The organism is Massilia soli, from assembly GCF_016809835.1.
Lineage (GTDB): Bacteria > Pseudomonadota > Gammaproteobacteria > Burkholderiales > Burkholderiaceae_D > Telluria_A > Telluria_A soli.
This window is the reverse complement of record NZ_JAFBIL020000001.1, coordinates 41798-56789: the sequence shown is the minus strand read 5'-3', so window position 1 is coordinate 56789 and position 14992 is coordinate 41798. Positions and strand designations below refer to the sequence as shown.

The window sequence follows — 14992 nt, the reverse complement described above, 5'->3', positions numbered from 1 at the left end:
CCATCCTGCGGCCATCCGATGGGTTAATATTCTCACCATGCTTACCCGCCCCACGCCATGAAGCGTTCCCTCCTTGTTGTTGCGGCCGCCTGTATTGCCGTCGCCGCCTTGTCATGGCTGCTGCCAACAATCCGCGGCCCAGTGCTGGCCGGGTACCAGGTAAGCGCGCAGCCCCTGATACAAGTGGTCGTGGCGACGGGCCGGGTGGCGGCGGTTTCGCGGGCCCAGGTCGGCAGCCAGGTCACCGGGGTGGTCGTCGAGCGGCGCGTGCGCGAGGGCGACCTGGTGCGTCCGGGCGACGTGCTGGCGGTATTGCGTGCAGACGAGCTGGAGGCAGCAGTGCGCGAGGCAGAAGCCGCCCTGGCCCAGTTGCAGCAGTCGACACGTCCGCAGGCACAGGCCGCCTTGCGCGTGGCTGAAGCGAACTTGGCACAGGCCAGCCGCGAGGCCGAGCGCCGTCGCGCGCTGTTTCAGCGTCAAATGATCACCCGCGAATCGATGGAGCAGGCCAACCAGGCCGAGACGGTGGCGCGCGCCGCGCTGGAGCAGGCGCGCCTGACTGCGCGGTCGCTGGTGGCGGGCAATCCCGGCGAGGCTGGCGCGCGTGCCAGGTTGGCCAGTGCCCGGGCGCTGCTGGCCAAAACCACGATCCGTGCCGAAGTGGCCGGCACCGTGCTCACCCGCAACGCCGAGCCTGGCGACCTGGTGCAGCCTGGCCGGGTCCTGTTCGAGATTGCGCGCGAGGGCGACACCGAAATACTAGTGCCGCTGGATGAAAAAAACCTTGAAGTGCTGGCGGTCGGACAATCGGCCACCTGCATCGCCGACGCCTTTCCGCTCAGGCCATTTCCAGCCAGGGTCAGCTTCATCGCCCCGAGTGTCGATCCGCAGCGCGGCACGGTCGAGGTGCGCTTGAGCGTGTCGCCCGCGCCCGCATTTTTGCGTCAAGGCATGACCGTCTCGGTGAACGTCAAGACCGGCCGGCGCGAACGCGCCATCGTCGTCAATAACGATGCGTTGGGGGCGGCGGCGGCGGGCAGCAGCGCCCAGGTGTGGGTTGTCGCCGACGGCCGCGCCGCGCGCCGCCAGGTACAGCTGGGATTGCGGGGCCTGACCCAGACCGAAGTGACGGCCGGCTTGCAGGCTGGCGACTGGGTGCTGGCCGATCCCGCTGCCGACCTGGCCCAGGGAGCGCGGGTGCGGGTGAAAGCTTCCGACCCGGTCGCGGCCACGGCAGGGCGCAACGAGCTGCCGGTCAAGCTGGACTGACAGCGATGTGGATCGAATGGACCATCGCCACCAGGTTCCTGCGTGAAGGCAAGGCGCAAAGTACCTTGATCCTGACCGGCATTGCCGTCGGCGTCGCCGTGATCGTGTTCCTTACCGCGCTGATCACGGGACTGCAGGCCAACATCATCAACCGTACCCTTGGCACGCAGGCGCACATCAAGGTGCAGCCGACCGAGGAGAGCAACCACATCCTGGCGCCACCGGACGGCACCGTGCAACTGCTGTTGGAGAGCAAACGCGCCCAGCGGCTGCGCTCGATCAACAACTGGCAACAGGTGCGCGACGTGCTCGACACGCTACCGCAAGTGATGGCCGTGTCGCCCCTGATTTCCGGTCCGGCGTTTGCGCGGCGCGGCGAGGCGTTGCAGTCGGTCGCGCTGGTGGGCATCGACCCGGACCGCTACCTGCGCATCATTCCGGTCCAGGACGATATCGTGGCCGGGGTCTTCCGCATCGGCTCCGGCGACGCCGTGATCGGCAAGCAGCTCGCGGCCGATCTCGGCATGCGCGTGGGCGACAAGCTGCGCCTCGACGGCGGCCAGGGAAGGGAAAGCGTGGTGAATGTCGCTGGCATCTTTGCGTTGGGTGTGCGCGAGCTGGATGCGCGCTACGTTTACCTGGACATGAAGCAAACCCAGTCCCTGCTCAACCTGCCAGGCGCCGCGACCCTGATCGACTTGACGGTGGACGATATCTTCGACGCCCAGGTGATCGCGCGGCGCATCGCCCGCCTCACCGGCCTGAAGGCGGAAAGCTGGATGGAGTCGAATGCCCAGCTGATGAATGCCTTGCGCTCGCAAAGCCTGTCAACACAGATGATCAGCGTGTTCGTTGCCCTCAGCGTGGCGCTGGGGATTGCCAGCGTGCTGTCGGTAAGCGTTGTCCAGCGCACCCGCGAGATCGGGATCTTGCGCGCGATGGGCACGACGCGCCAGCAAATGCTGCGCGTGTTCCTGGTCCAGGGCGCGCTGTTTGGCTTGACCGGTTCGCTGCTGGGCGCCCTGGCGGGCTACGGGCTGGTCGGCGCCTTCAACACCTTCGGCCCCAAGCTGTTCTACATCCCGGTGGCGCCATGGCTGCCGATGGCGGCCACGGCGCTGGCGACGGTCACCGGCCTCCTGGCGGCGGCGGTGCCGGCGCGGCGCGCCGCTTCGCTGGACCCGGTGGAGGCGATTCGCCATGTCTGACCACGACGCCGGGCAGGAGGTGTTGCGCCTGCAAGGCCTGCGCAAAAGCTACAACGTTGGCAAGCCCACCGAAGTCGAAGTGCTGCACGGGCTCGACCTGCGGCTGCAGCGGCGCGACTTTGCCGCGCTGGTCGGCGCATCCGGTTCGGGCAAGAGCACCTTGCTCAATCTGATTGGGCTGCTCGATCGGCCGACGGCCGGTGAGCTGTTTTTGCTCGGCGCGCCCACCAGCAGCATGGATGATGCCGGCCGCACCGCGCTGCGCGGCAGCGCGATCGGCTTCGTGTTCCAGTTTCATCACCTGATCCAGGCATTTAGTGCGCTCGAGAATGTGCTGATGCCGCTGATGGTGGCCACCGGCAAACCGACTGCCGCGCAAGTGCAGCACGCGCGCCTGCTGCTGGCGCAGGTCGGCCTCGCGGGGCTGGAACAGCGCAAGCCTGACCAGCTCTCGGGTGGCCAGCAGCAGCGCGTGGCGGTGGCCCGCGCCCTGGTGACCCGTCCGGCGCTGCTTCTGGCCGACGAGCCAACCGGCAACCTGGACACCAAATCGGCCGGCGAAGTGTTCGCGTTATTCCGTCAGTTCAACCGCGAGTTCGGTTGCGCGGTGTTGCTGGTGACGCACGATCCGCGCCTGTCGGCGCAGTGCGACCGCACCATCGCGCTGGTCGATGGCGTGATCGACAGCGATAGCGTGCGCGCTTAGGGCGCGGCAGCGCCGCTATTTCTTCCCGCTGCGGCGGTAGAACACCGCCAGATCGTCCATTGCCGGTACGATCGCCAGGGCACTCAACAGTACTGCAAGGGGCACCGTCGACAGATAACCGAGGTGTTTGAAGCCCACCGCGCCGGCCACGCCGCCGGCAAAAAAGCACAGCACCAGCATGCTGTGCAACCGCAGCCGCGTCGTGTTCACCGGCACGCGGGCGGGGTCGCCGCGGCTGCCGCTGCGATAGGCTAGTTTGCCCAGTTCGATGCCGATGTCGGTGATGGTGCCGGTCAGGTGGGTGGTACGGATCTCGGCCCGCGAAATTTTGGTGATCACGGCGTTTTGAAGCCCCATGATGAAACACAGAAGCATCACGGTGACCGGGACAAACACGCCGTCCATGCCCGACAGGCGCAGGCCAAGCAGTCCGAAGCACAGCAACAGGATTGCCTCGACCAGCAGCGGCAGCGCATAGGCGCTGACCAGGTGGCGCGCGCGCGCGACGTTGACCATCACGGCCGTGCAAGCGGCGCCCAGCATGAACGACAGCAGGGCGGCGAGGCCGGCCAGCACCAGGCCATAGTCGGCGAGCGCCATGTGATCGGCCATGCCGGAAACGATGCCCGTCATGTGGGAAGTGTATTGCTGGACCGCGAGGAAGCCACCGGCATTGGTGGCGCCGGCAATGAAGGCCAGCGCGAAGCCGAGATGGCGGTCGGCCGCTGCGCTGCGCCGGTGGCCGGTGAGGCGTCTTGCGAAATTAATCGGCACGGGCGCGCAGATCCCTTTGCAGGTTGATGGGAGCGAACGACTTCATCTTACCGTAATCTTGCCAGCCTGAATGTAGGCATCGGGATTTGTTGTTGGCTTAGATTGAGCCCTTCATGAAACCGACGCTCGAATGGCGGCACGACATTCTTCTGGACATCGATTTATTTCTTAGGCACCATATTTCGATCCTTATATTGATTTTTTGGGATCCTGTCCATGAAGTCGTCTTCAGTCGTCTGCTCTCTTGCGTTGCTTATCGGTGTTGCTCAACCCGCGTCGGCGGACACAGTACGTTATACCAATGGTCACTGGTTCGGTGGTGACACGTTCGTGAAGCGGGACGTTACGGTCCGCGACGGCAAGATCGTCGCTGGAGGGCCGGCAACAAAAACGGTCGACCTGCGCGGCGGCTATGTCATTCCGGGCCTGGCCGAAGCGCACAACCACAACCTGCAGAACTGCTACATGGCGGCGCAGATGGCGCAAGGCTACATCAAGCGCGGCGTCCTGTATTCCGCGCAGCTGTTCGCGACCGATCCCGCGTCGTTGCAGTGCTCGGCACTGTTCGACAGCCGCACGGCGCCGTCAACCGCGTTTGCCCGCATCGGCATCACCAGCACAACCGGACACCCGATCGGTATCGCCCGGGCCGGCGCCAAAGAGGCTGGCATGGCAATGAGCTTTGACGAACTCGTCGAAGGAATGTTGATTGCCGATAGCGCCTCGGATCTGCAGCGCAAATGGCCGCACTTCGCGACCACCAGGACAGACTTTGTGAAAGTGGTCCTGATCGATGCCGTGAATGGCATGCGCAACGCCAAACGGCCGGAACTCGATGGTTTCAATGGCGTCACGCCAGATGTGTTGTCGGCGCTTGTGCCGCTGGCCCGCAGCGCCGGACTGCGGGTCGTCGCACATGTCGACACGGCTGCCGATTTCCGGCTCGCCGTGGAAGCGGGCGTCGACACGATTGCGCATCTTCCCGGCTACCGTATCGCGAAAAACCAGCGCGTTGACGACTATCGCCTCTCCGACAAGGTTGTGAAGTCTGCTGCCGTCAAAGGCGTGACGGTGATCCCGACAATGGCTGCCTCGGCCTATCATTTGGCAGCGAAACCGGGCGATGGCCCGGCGGTTGCCGGGCTGTATGCAGAGAACCTGCGCATGCTGCGCAAACACAAGGTCAGGCTGTTGACGGGTTCGGACCGTTTCGAAGGCAGTGTCCTCGATGAAATCAATGCGCTGGCCGCGACAGGGCTGTTCCAGCCGGCCGAACTCATCAACATGTCCACCGTTGCGACGGCGCAGTGGATGTTCCCGCGCCGACGTGTCGGCTGCCTGGAACTAGGCTGTGAGGCGAGCTTCAATCTCTACGAGCAAAACCCGTTGCAGGACCTTGCCCGGCTATCGGCACCAGTCCTGGTTGTCAAACAGGGCGACATGGTGATAAACACCGGCAAGGTTTCCTCGCTCGATCATTGAGCGGCATCGCGCTGGAGGGGCGCCAGGGCAGGCGCCCCCTTCGCTTATGCCAGCAGCTTGAGCAGCGCTTTGGCGCCTTCCTCCGACGACGCCGGGTTCTGTCCGGTGATCAGCTTGCCGTCGGTGAGCACATACGATTGCCAGTCGGCGCCTTTCGAGTAGTTGCCGCCATTTTCCTTGAGCATGTCTTCGACCAGGAACGGCACCACGTCGGTCAGCCCCACGGCTTCTTCTTCCGTGTTGGTGAAGCCGGTGACTTTCTTGCCCTTGACCAGTGGGGCGCCGTCGGCGCCCTTGACATGGCGCAGCACGCCCGGGGCATGGCACACCGCGGCGACCGGTTTGCCCGCCGCGGCCATCGCTTCGATCAGGGCAATCGATGCCTTGTCTTCGGCCAGGTCCCATAGCGGGCCGTGTCCGCCAGGATAGAACACGGCGTCGAAGTCAGCCGCGTTGACCTCGGCCAGCTTGCCGGTGGAGGCCAGCGTCGCCTGCGCTGCGGCGTCTTCCTTGAAACGCCGGGTCGCGTCGGTTTGCGCGTCCGGCTCGTCGCTCTTGGGATCGAGCGGCGGCTGGCCGCCGAGCGGCGAGACCACGGTGACGTTGGCGCCGGCATCCTTCAGGGTGTAGTAGGGCGCGGCGAATTCTTCGAGCCAGAAGCCGGTCTTTTTGCCGGTGTCGCCGAGTTGGTCATGCGAGGTCATTACCATCAATACATTCATGTGAGTCTCCTGGTGAGTAAATCTGTCGTGCGTTTGTCGTGCGCTGGGCTGGCGTCCCCTGGCTTACAGGGCCGCTTCGAGAATCGTGCGGCTGACGGCGAGATCGACATCGCCATGCTCGCCGAGGCGGGTCATGCCGTGCTTGCCGAGCTGGCCGACGACCTCGTCGATTGCCGCCGCGCCAAGGCCATAGGCGGACAGGCGGGTCGGAATGCCAAGGTTCTCGAAGAAGTTGCGTGTCGCTTCCAGCGCGGCATCGATGCGCTGGTCTTCGCTACCTGACTTGATCCCCCACACGCGCTCTGCATATTGAAGCAGCTTTGCGCGCTTCTTGTCGCGCTGCACATCGAGCAGGGCCGGCAGCACGATCGCGAGCGTGCGCGCATGGTCGATGTCGTAGAGCGCCGTCAATTCATGGCCGATCATGTGGGTGGCCCAGTCCTGCGGCACCCCAGCGCCGATCAGGCCGTTGAGCGCCAGCGATGCGGTCCACATCAGGTTGCTGCGGGTGGCGTAGTCTTCAGGCTCGCTGATCGCGCGCGGGGCGATTTCCACCAGCGTTTGCAGCAGTCCTTCGGCGAACCGGTCCTGCGCCAGCGCCTGCACCGGGAAGGTCAGGTATTGCTCGGTAATGTGCACGAATGCGTCGACCAGGCCATTTGCCACCTGCTTCTCGGGCAGGGAGTAGGTCTTGGTGGGATCGAGCACCGAAAACTGCGGGAACACATGGATGCTGCGGAACGGCAGCTTGGTGTGGGTCGCCTTCAGGGTCACCACCGATCCGTTGTTCATTTCCGATCCGGTGGCAGGCAGCGTCAAGACGGTGCCGAAAGGCAATGCGCTGCCGATACTGGCGCCGCCCGTTTGCATGATTTCCCATGGATCGCCATCGTAATTGGCTGCCGCGGCGACGAACTTGGTGCCATCGATAACCGATCCACCGCCGACAGCAAGCAGGAAGTCGAGCTTGTCGCGCCGTACCTGTTCGACCGCGCGCATCAGCGTTTCAAAGCTGGGATTCGGTTCGATGCCGGCAAACACGTGGACGACGCGCTCGCCCAGCGCGGAGCGCACTTCGGCCAGCGTGCCGGTCTTTTCGGCGCTGGCGCCGCCAACCAGCACCAGCACGCGTGCCGTTGGCGGTACCAGCGTAGACAGCGATGCGACGGTGTCCTTGCCAAAGATGATCCGGGTGGGATTGTAAAAATTAAAATTCAGCATTCAAACTCCTATTAGACTGGTCGTCTAAATTGTCATGGAAAATCTGCGCCAGCGCCCGTGATCGGGCGTGGCGCGCGGGTGTCAGGCCAGGCCGGGGCCGGGCAGGTCGAGCAGTGCCCTGGTGGCGCGCATGGCGCCATCGAATGCGCTCGGTGCGCGCCGCAGCTTGGTTAGCAGGGCGGCGCCCAGCCACAGCTCGTAGAGCGCGAGCGCGGCGTGCTGCGGGTTGATTCTGGTTGGAATCGAGCCGTCGCCAGCCCCTTCCGCGATGCAGGCGGCGAGCCGCTGCACGATGTGATTCGTGCCGCGCAGCAGGGCGCCGCGCATCGACGGCGACAGGTCGGCCACCTCGCCGCTGAGCTTGACCACCAGGCACTTGCTGCCGGCGCATTCATCGGCGCACACGACCAGCCAGCTGTCCCAGTAGCGCATCAGGCGCGTGGCCGCTGGGCTGCCGTCGGCCGCGAGCATCGCATCGAGTTCCGTCAGGTAAGCGTCGACATAATCGTCGAGCAAGGCCTCGCCGAACTGCTCCTTCGACTTGAAGTAATGGTAGAACGAGCCTTTGGGCACCCCGGCGCCGGAGAGGATCTCGTTCAGGCCAACGGCGGAATAGCCCTTGCCCGCGATAATCGCCTTGCCGGTGTCAAGGATATGCTGGCGTACGCTGTGTTGGTCAGTGCTCATGTGGGGCAGTATAGCGCAAATTAGACCAGTCGTCTTGAATCGTGCGCGATCCGCTTCAAGCCGCTGCCGGCTCGACAGCCAGGCGCAGCACGCAGGCGCCCGCGCCGTGACCGGCTGGACAGGCGGGCGCGACCGGTGAAGCAGATCGCTTTTCAGGCTGGCACGACGGCATGCCCATGGCCGTGCCTGAAGCGTTATCATTGATGCAGAATGGCTAACATCGGCCATCGATGGATCGGCCAACCGCCGCGCAAGGCAGCGCCTGCCTTGCGATCGCATACCGGAGTGATGTATGAAAGAGAAGTTGATCCACGTCTGGCTACCAGCGGCAGCGGCGATGCTGGCGTTGATGCCGGCCCACGCGCAAACGCAGGCCCAGGCCGCCCCCCCCGCTATCGCGGTCGACTACGCCGAGGCGTTGCGCCAGGCCACGGCGAAGTCGGGCGCGATCAATGGCGCCAGACTTGATTTCCAGGCCAAACAATTGCAGGCCGAGGCGGTTCGCCGGATCGACGGGCCGGATGCGCGCCTGTCCGGATTCGCCGGGCGGGTGTCGACCACCCTGAGCGTCGACACCGGCAGTATCGCGCAACTGGCCAACCCCTTGCTCGACTCGCTACCGCCGCTGCCGGGCCTGACCCTGCCTGAGATCCCGCCTTCGCTGACGGTGGACCGGGTGTTCGACGTGCGCTCGCTTGGCGTGAGCTCGGTCTGGCCGATCTACACCGGCGGACGCCTCGATGCGCTCAAGCAGGTCGCGCAGGCGCGCGCCGACGAGGCCGGCGCCAGCGTGCAGGCGGCGCAGGATGACGCGGCGACCCAGCTGGCGCAGCGCTACTTCACGGTGCAGCTGGCGCGCAAGGCCTGGCAACTGCGCAGCTCTGCGGCAGCGCTCGCCAAAGAGCACCAGAGCGCGGCGCTGAAGATGGAGCGCACCGGCCTGATCGCCAAGGTCGAGCGCCTGAAAGCCGATGTCGCCGTCGACAATGCGCTCAGGGAAGCGGCGAAGGCTGGCAGCGACCTCGAGATTGCGCAGCTCGCCTTGCGCCGCCTGCTCGACGCGCCCGGCGCCGTGACCCCGACCACCGCCCTGTTCGTGCATGCCCAGCCGGTCGGATCGCTGGCCTCGTTCATCGATGCGGCGATGGCGTCGAACGCGGCGTGGAAACAAATTGACGGCAAGCGCAAGCAGGCCGCGGGTGCGCTGCAGATGCAAGGCAAACAATTTAGCCCGACCGTCCTCGGGATCGCCAACTACAACCTGAACCGCGGCAGCTCCTCGCGCGCCAACTGGCTGGTTGGCGTGTCCGTCAGCATCCCGCTGGTTGAACGGATCGACCGCGCGAAGATGATGTCCGCGGCGCGGCTCGAGCAGCAGCGCGTCGAGGTTGCCGCGGAACAGGCCGGACGCGATATTCCCACGCTGGCGGAAAGCCAGTGGCGCGCCATGGAGGACGCCCGCCAGCGCTATCTGTCGATGGCGTCGGCGATCGAACTGGCATTCGAGACGCGGCGCCTGGCGCAGGTCGCGTTCCAGAATGGCCAGGCCACCTCGACCGAGGTGGCCGACGCCTCGCTCAATTACACCAAGTCCTCGCTCGAGCGCGCACAGGCGGCGTACGAGTACGTCATGGCGCTGGCCAGGCTGCTCGCCACCGCTGGCGAGCCGGACCGGCTCGCTGCGCTGTCCAGGACCGCAACGCACACCGTCGACCTCACGAAAGAATAACCATGGCTGAACCTCGCACCAGGCGCCTGATCGGCGCCGTCGCCGCCGCCGCCGTCCTTGCCCTGCTCGGATGGGGCCTGTACAAGGCATTCCAGCCCCCGCGCGACCCGGTCCAGGGCCAGGTCGAAGCGCAGGAAACCAACGTCTCGTCGAAGGTGCCAGGGCGGGTCGGACGGGTTCATGTGCAGCTCGGGCAGACGGTCCGGCGCGGCGACCTGCTGTTCGAGCTCGACAGCCCGGAAGTGCGCGCCAAGGTGGCGCAGGCCGAGGCCGCGCGCGATGCCGCCCGCGCCGCCAGCGAGAAAGCGCTGGCCGGCGCGCGCCCCCAGGAAATCGTGGCCGCGCGCGCGAACTGGGAGCGTGCCGAAGCCGGCGCCAGGCTGGCCAGGCTGACCCACCAGCGGATCGCGGCGATGTATGCCGAAGGCGTGGTCGCGCGCCAGAAACGCGACGACGCCGAGACGCAGGCGCGCTCGGCCGGCGAACTGGCAACGGCGGCCAGGGCCCAATACGAGATGGCGCGCCAGGGCGCCCGCCCGGAAGACAAGCTGGCGGCCCAGGCGCAGTTGCGCCAGGTGGACGGCGTGGTGGCCGAGACCGGTGCAGCGCTCGGCGAGACGCGCATCACGGCGCCGGCCGCCGGCGAAGTCACCAGGGTCGCCATCCAGGCCGGTGAACTGGCGCCGCAGGGTTTCCCCGTCATGACCCTGGTCGACCTGTCCGATGTCTGGGCCGTGGTGGCCGTGCGCGAGGACCAGTTCAAGCCGTATGCCAAGGATTCCCTGCACCAGGGCACCATTCCCGCGCTGCAGGTCAAGGCCCAGTTCAGGGTCGCCACGGTGTCTGCGCTGCCGGCCTTCGCCACCTGGCGCGCGGCGCGCCCGGGCGGCACCGACTTGCGCACGTTTGAAGTCAGGCTGCGTCCGACCGCGCCGGTGCCTGGGCTGCGCCCGGGCATGACGGTTGTATTCGATCGCTGAGCATCCGCGATGACCCGCTCCGGCAATGCCATCCTGTCTTCCGTGCGGCGCGAGTGGCGGCGCCTGCGCGCCGATCCTTGGGATCTGGCGATGCTGACGGCAATCCCGCTGGCGCTGTACCTGATGACATGGTGGATATTTTCCGCCGGCGTCGCGCGCGACTTGCCGCTGGTGGTGCACGACCGCGACCAGTCGGCCATGTCGCGCAGCTTGATCCGCATGCTCGACGCGTCGCCCGGCTTGCAGGTGGTGCTGGCAGCAAACAATGAAGCGGAGGCCTTCCGCTTGATGCGCGCACGCGCGGCCTTCGGCCTGGTGTCGATTCCCTCCGGGTTGCAGGAAGCGCTGCAGGCCGGGAGGGGAGCCAGGGTGCAGTGGGCCTATAACGGCCAGTTCGCCTCGCACGCGGGAGTCATGACGCGCGATGTGCGGATGGTGGTGTCGACGCTGTCGGCGGCGATCGAGCTGGAAGGCCGGCTCCGGCGTGGCGCAGGCACGGTCCAGGCCAGCGCGCAGGTCGAGCCGGTGCGCATCCGCGCGGCGACGCTGTTCAATGAAAGCGGCAGCTACCTGCCGTCGCTGGCGATGCCGGTGGCATTTAGCCTGCTGCACATTTTTGTGGCGCTGGCCGCGGTAACGGCGCTGGGCCGCGAATTTCGCGCCGCCACGGTGGACGACTGGCTCGGCGCCGCCGATGGAAGGCTGGGTCCGGCATTGCTGGGCAAGCTGCTCATCCCGCTGGCCGCCTTCGTGGTGCATGCGCTGTTTTTGTTCGTGTTGTTCGGCGTGGTGCTCGGCTGGCCGATCGCGGGCAGCGCCACTGCCATGCTGGCCGGCACACTGCTGTTCATCACCGCCTACCTTGCGGCCGGCGCTTTCCTGGTCGCTTATACGTCCTCGCTGCGCGCGGCGCTGTCGGCCTGCGCGTTTCTGACGGCGCCCGCGTTTGCCTTCGCCGGCCAGGGATTTCCGCTGCTGGCCATGCCCACCAGCGCGCGCATCTGGGCCGAGTCGCTGCCGCTGACGCATTACTTGCAGCTGCTGAACAACACATGGATGGCCGGCGCGCCGCTGCATGCCGGCCTGGCGGCGCTTGCAATACTGCTGGGATTCACGCTTGCCCTGGGCGCAGCGGCGCACTGGCGCCTGGCCAGGCGGATGAACCAGCCCGCGACATGGGGCGCAGCATGAGCGCCGTGCGCGCGGCGTCGCGCGCCTTCTTGCTGACCTGGCAATCGATCTTCCGGGACAAGGCGGCGCTGCTGCTGTTCTTTATCTCCGGCATCGTATATTCATTCTTCTATCCGCTGCCGTATAGCGCCGAAACGGTGCGCCGGGTTCCCGTTGCGATCGTCGACCAGGACCAGTCGGCGCTGTCGCGCCAGTTGATTCGCTTCGCCGGGGCGCACCCGTCGATCCTGGTAGTGGGTGTCAGCACCCGGCCGGAGGCGGCGCAGGAGCTGGTCTGGCAGGGCGAGGCCGCCGGCGCGATGGTGATTCCCGCCGACTTCAGCCGCAAAGTGCTGGCCGGTCTGCAGCCAGAAATTGAAGTCAGCGGCCACGGCGCCTACCCCCTGCTGAACAAGGTGGTGTTAAATGGCCTGGCCGAGGTTGCCGGTACTGTGTCAGCCGGCATTGAACTGCGGCGCCTGGGCGCTACCACCGCATCGGCCATGCAGGCCGAAGCGTCGCGCCAGCCGCTGACCGTTGAGCCTTTGCCCTTGTTTAATGTGCGCGAAGGCTACGCATCGTATATTGTGCCGGGCGTGGTGGTCCTGATCATCCAGCAGACCTTCTTGCTCGGCATCGGACTGCTGTTCGGCAGCTGGCGCAGCGAGAAATCGTTCCCTTATGCGCCGGGTGCGGCCTCGTATTGCGGCGCACTGACGGCGTTCGCGCTGGTGGTCACCTTGAACGCGCTGTATTTTTTCGGCTTCGTTTTCTGGTGGCAGGACTATCCGCGCGGCGGCAACCTGATCGGCACCGCCGTGTTGACCGTGCTCTTCGCCTACAGCGTGGCGGCATTGGGGATGTTGATTGGAATGTTTTTCCGCACCCGGGAGCGCAGCATGCAGCTACTGGTCGCCACCTCGTTGCCGATCATGTTCTTGTCCGGCCTGGCCTGGCCAATGAGCGCGATTCCGGTCCCGCTGCAGGTCCTTGGCTGGAGCTTGCCCTCGACCGCAGCCATCCAGGGCTTCATCGCCACCAACCAGATGGGCGCGTCACTGCACGAGGTGCGCATGGAACTGGCCGGGCTGCTTGGCCTGATGGTCTTGTTCGTCGCGCTTGGCATGCGCAAGTGGCGTCGTTTTGTTCTGCCTGCCTGAACGGAATCAGGCAGGCATGCCGCGCGTGATGTCAGCCATATTGCAGGCAAGGCCTTGCACCTCGCTGGTCATGCGATACACCTACTGATGAGTTCCGAGTTGACAGCACGCTGCCGACTTTTTCGCTAACGCGGTACATTGCATCGGGCGTACCGTAAATGACCCGGGGACCAGCACGATCCGAACCACAAACAGGATCGGCTGCCATTGATGGCTGGCTTTTCTTGGGGTAAGGTCTGGCGACCCGGGGCGTAGTCATGCCACCGGCACAACGCGGTTCAGTTCCCGGGAGGTCCATATGCGCATGCGAAAAAAATCCGAGCTCCCGACCAAAACCTGTCAGCAATGCCAGCTCCCTTTTACATGGCGTAAAAAATGGGAAAAGGTCTGGGACGAGGTGAAGTACTGTTCAGATCGCTGTCGCCAGGATAGCAAGCGTCACTCATGATGACCGACCTCCCCGCAAGGTCGGCGCAAACGCGCATCTACTGGTTCCGCAATGATTTGCGGCTCATCGATAATCCGGCCTTGCGCCAGGCCTGCGCTCATGCCGGCCATCTGCTGCTGGTGTATTGTCATCGCAGCGCGCCCGTGCCGACGCGCTGGAACGTGCCGCGCACCAGCCGCCATCGCCAGCATTTCCTCACATCGGGCCTGGCGGACCTGGCCACGCAACTGGCCGCGCACGGCAGTCAGTTGCTCGAGGTCGAAGGTGATCCTGCCCAGGTGCTGCCGCTGCTCGCGCAAGCCATCGGCGCGACGACCATCCATTGCGAGGAGATTGCCGCGCCAGAAGAGGCAGGTGAACTTGCCGCACTGCGCGCCGCTGGCCTGACGGTGGAGTCGCTGTGGCAATCGAGTCTGCTCGATCCGGCCACGCTGCCCTTTGCGCGCGCGGACTTGCCCACAGTCTTCACCAGCTTTCGCACCCTGGTAGAAAGAGAACAGCTGGCGCCGCCAGCGCCGCGGGCAAGGCCGGCGGCGATCCCGCCGCTGCCGCCGGACTTTGCCGCATTGGCCGACATCTGGGCAATGGCGCCCGGCGCGCTCCCGGACCCGGATCCGGCCGCCGAATCATCGTCGTTCCCATACGCTTTACCGGCCTTTGACGGTGGCGCGAGTGCGGCCGCTGAACATCTGCGCCAGTACTTCAGCGGCGCGCTGGCGCACACCTACAAGCGCACGCGCAATGGCTTGACCGGCGTCGACTATTCAACCAAGTTTTCTCCGTGGCTTGCCTGCGGAGCGATGTCGGCGCGCGTGGCGTGCGCTGAGCTCAGGCAATTTGAAGCATCGCGCGGCGCCAACGACAGCACTTACTGGATCTGGTTCGAATTGCTGTGGCGTGACTATTTCCGCTTTCTGCACCTGCAGCACGGGGTCGCGCTGTACCGGGCGCAAGGCTTGAGCAGCCTGGGCCAACCCGCTCACGACACGCAGCGATTCGATGCGTGGTGCCAGGCACGCACCGGCGAACCGCTGGTGGACGCCGGCATGGCCGAGCTCAAGGCGACCGGATATCTCTCCAATCGGCTGCGCCAAATCGTTGCCAGCTACCTGGTCCATGATCTTGAGTGCGATTGGCGCGCAGGCGCCGCCTGGTTTGAAGCGCAACTGATCGATTATGATGTCTACAGCAATCAAGGCAACTGGTTATATGTTGCAGGCCGCGGGACAGATCCGCGCAGCGACCGGCGCTTCAACCTGCAAAAGCAAGCCCGCGAGCATGACCCGGACGGGAGTTATCGGCGCCTGTGGGCACAACGTTGACGCGGGGCGGGGTTTTGGCCTTCAGTGCCGACATGCAGGCCGATTAATATGACGTGCTCGTTGAAGTCCTGGAAGCGGTTCGAGAAAACCGCAAGATTGGATCAGCATCTCGGG

General features: G+C 65.4%; 14 protein-coding genes. 10 read left to right on the top strand and 4 right to left on the bottom strand.

Features of this window, described 5'->3' with window-relative positions:
- Positions 1-57: 57 nt before the first annotated feature.
- The 3 genes from I4X03_RS00270 to I4X03_RS00260 are packed head-to-tail and all read left to right on the top strand — an operon-like array spanning position 58 to position 3183.
- Entirely contained in the window at positions 58-1269 is a 1212-nt protein-coding gene (locus I4X03_RS00270; RefSeq protein ID WP_223464108.1) for an efflux RND transporter periplasmic adaptor subunit, read from the top strand.
- 5 nt (positions 1270-1274) lie between these two features.
- The gene (locus tag I4X03_RS00265; RefSeq protein WP_223464106.1) at positions 1275-2477 is read left to right on the top strand and encodes an ABC transporter permease; all 1203 of its coding nucleotides are present in this window, start codon (positions 1275-1277) and stop codon (positions 2475-2477) included.
- Positions 2470-3183, top strand: coding sequence for an ABC transporter ATP-binding protein (locus I4X03_RS00260; RefSeq protein WP_223464096.1), 714 nt, complete (start codon positions 2470-2472; stop codon positions 3181-3183). Before I4X03_RS00265 ends, I4X03_RS00260 begins: the two co-directional genes overlap by 8 nt.
- A gap of 15 nt (positions 3184-3198) precedes the next feature.
- On the opposite strand, the gene I4X03_RS00255 is transcribed toward I4X03_RS00260, so the two are convergent.
- Positions 3199-3957 (bottom strand): YoaK family protein, encoded by a 759-nt coding sequence (locus tag I4X03_RS00255; protein ID WP_223464094.1) that lies wholly within the window; start codon positions 3955-3957, stop codon positions 3199-3201.
- 216 nt (positions 3958-4173) lie between these two features.
- On the opposite strand from I4X03_RS00255, the gene I4X03_RS00250 reads away from it, so the two are divergent.
- Positions 4174-5439, top strand: a complete 1266-nt coding sequence (locus I4X03_RS00250; protein ID WP_223464092.1) for an amidohydrolase family protein — start codon at positions 4174-4176, stop codon at positions 5437-5439.
- Between the two features lie 44 nt (positions 5440-5483).
- Here I4X03_RS00250 and I4X03_RS00245 read toward each other — a convergent pair whose 3' ends face one another.
- The 3 genes from I4X03_RS00245 to I4X03_RS00235 all read right to left on the bottom strand — a co-directional run bounded on the left by I4X03_RS00245 (position 5484) and on the right by I4X03_RS00235 (position 8069).
- Complete coding sequence (locus I4X03_RS00245) at positions 5484-6161, bottom strand: type 1 glutamine amidotransferase domain-containing protein (RefSeq protein WP_223464082.1); 678 nt, start codon at positions 6159-6161, stop codon at positions 5484-5486.
- A gap of 63 nt (positions 6162-6224) precedes the next feature.
- Positions 6225-7382 (bottom strand): iron-containing alcohol dehydrogenase, encoded by a 1158-nt coding sequence (locus I4X03_RS00240; RefSeq protein WP_223464080.1) that lies wholly within the window; start codon positions 7380-7382, stop codon positions 6225-6227.
- Between the two features lie 81 nt (positions 7383-7463).
- Entirely contained in the window at positions 7464-8069 is a 606-nt protein-coding gene (locus I4X03_RS00235) for a TetR/AcrR family transcriptional regulator (RefSeq protein WP_223464078.1), read from the bottom strand.
- A gap of 292 nt (positions 8070-8361) precedes the next feature.
- Here I4X03_RS00235 and I4X03_RS00230 point away from each other — a divergent pair, with 292 nt between their 5' ends.
- From I4X03_RS00230 to I4X03_RS00205, 6 genes are all read left to right on the top strand, one after another.
- Positions 8362-9798, top strand: coding sequence for a TolC family protein (locus tag I4X03_RS00230; protein WP_223464076.1), 1437 nt, complete (start codon positions 8362-8364; stop codon positions 9796-9798).
- Between the two features lie 2 nt (positions 9799-9800).
- Entirely contained in the window at positions 9801-10778 is a 978-nt protein-coding gene (locus I4X03_RS00225) for an HlyD family secretion protein (protein WP_223464068.1), read from the top strand.
- A gap of 9 nt (positions 10779-10787) precedes the next feature.
- Positions 10788-11969: an ABC transporter permease gene (locus I4X03_RS00220; RefSeq protein WP_223464065.1), complete on the top strand. Its 1182-nt coding sequence runs from the start codon at positions 10788-10790 to the stop codon at positions 11967-11969.
- Positions 11966-13108, top strand: a complete 1143-nt coding sequence (locus I4X03_RS00215) for an ABC transporter permease (protein WP_223464063.1) — start codon at positions 11966-11968, stop codon at positions 13106-13108. The genes I4X03_RS00220 and I4X03_RS00215 overlap by 4 nt, the downstream gene beginning before the upstream one ends.
- A gap of 298 nt (positions 13109-13406) precedes the next feature.
- On the top strand, positions 13407-13556 hold the full coding sequence (locus tag I4X03_RS23250) for a DUF2256 domain-containing protein (RefSeq protein WP_223464061.1): 150 nt from the start codon (positions 13407-13409) through the stop codon (positions 13554-13556).
- Entirely contained in the window at positions 13553-14878 is a 1326-nt protein-coding gene (locus tag I4X03_RS00205; protein WP_223464059.1) for a DASH family cryptochrome, read from the top strand. Before I4X03_RS23250 ends, I4X03_RS00205 begins: the two co-directional genes overlap by 4 nt.
- Positions 14879-14992 lie beyond the last annotated feature (114 nt).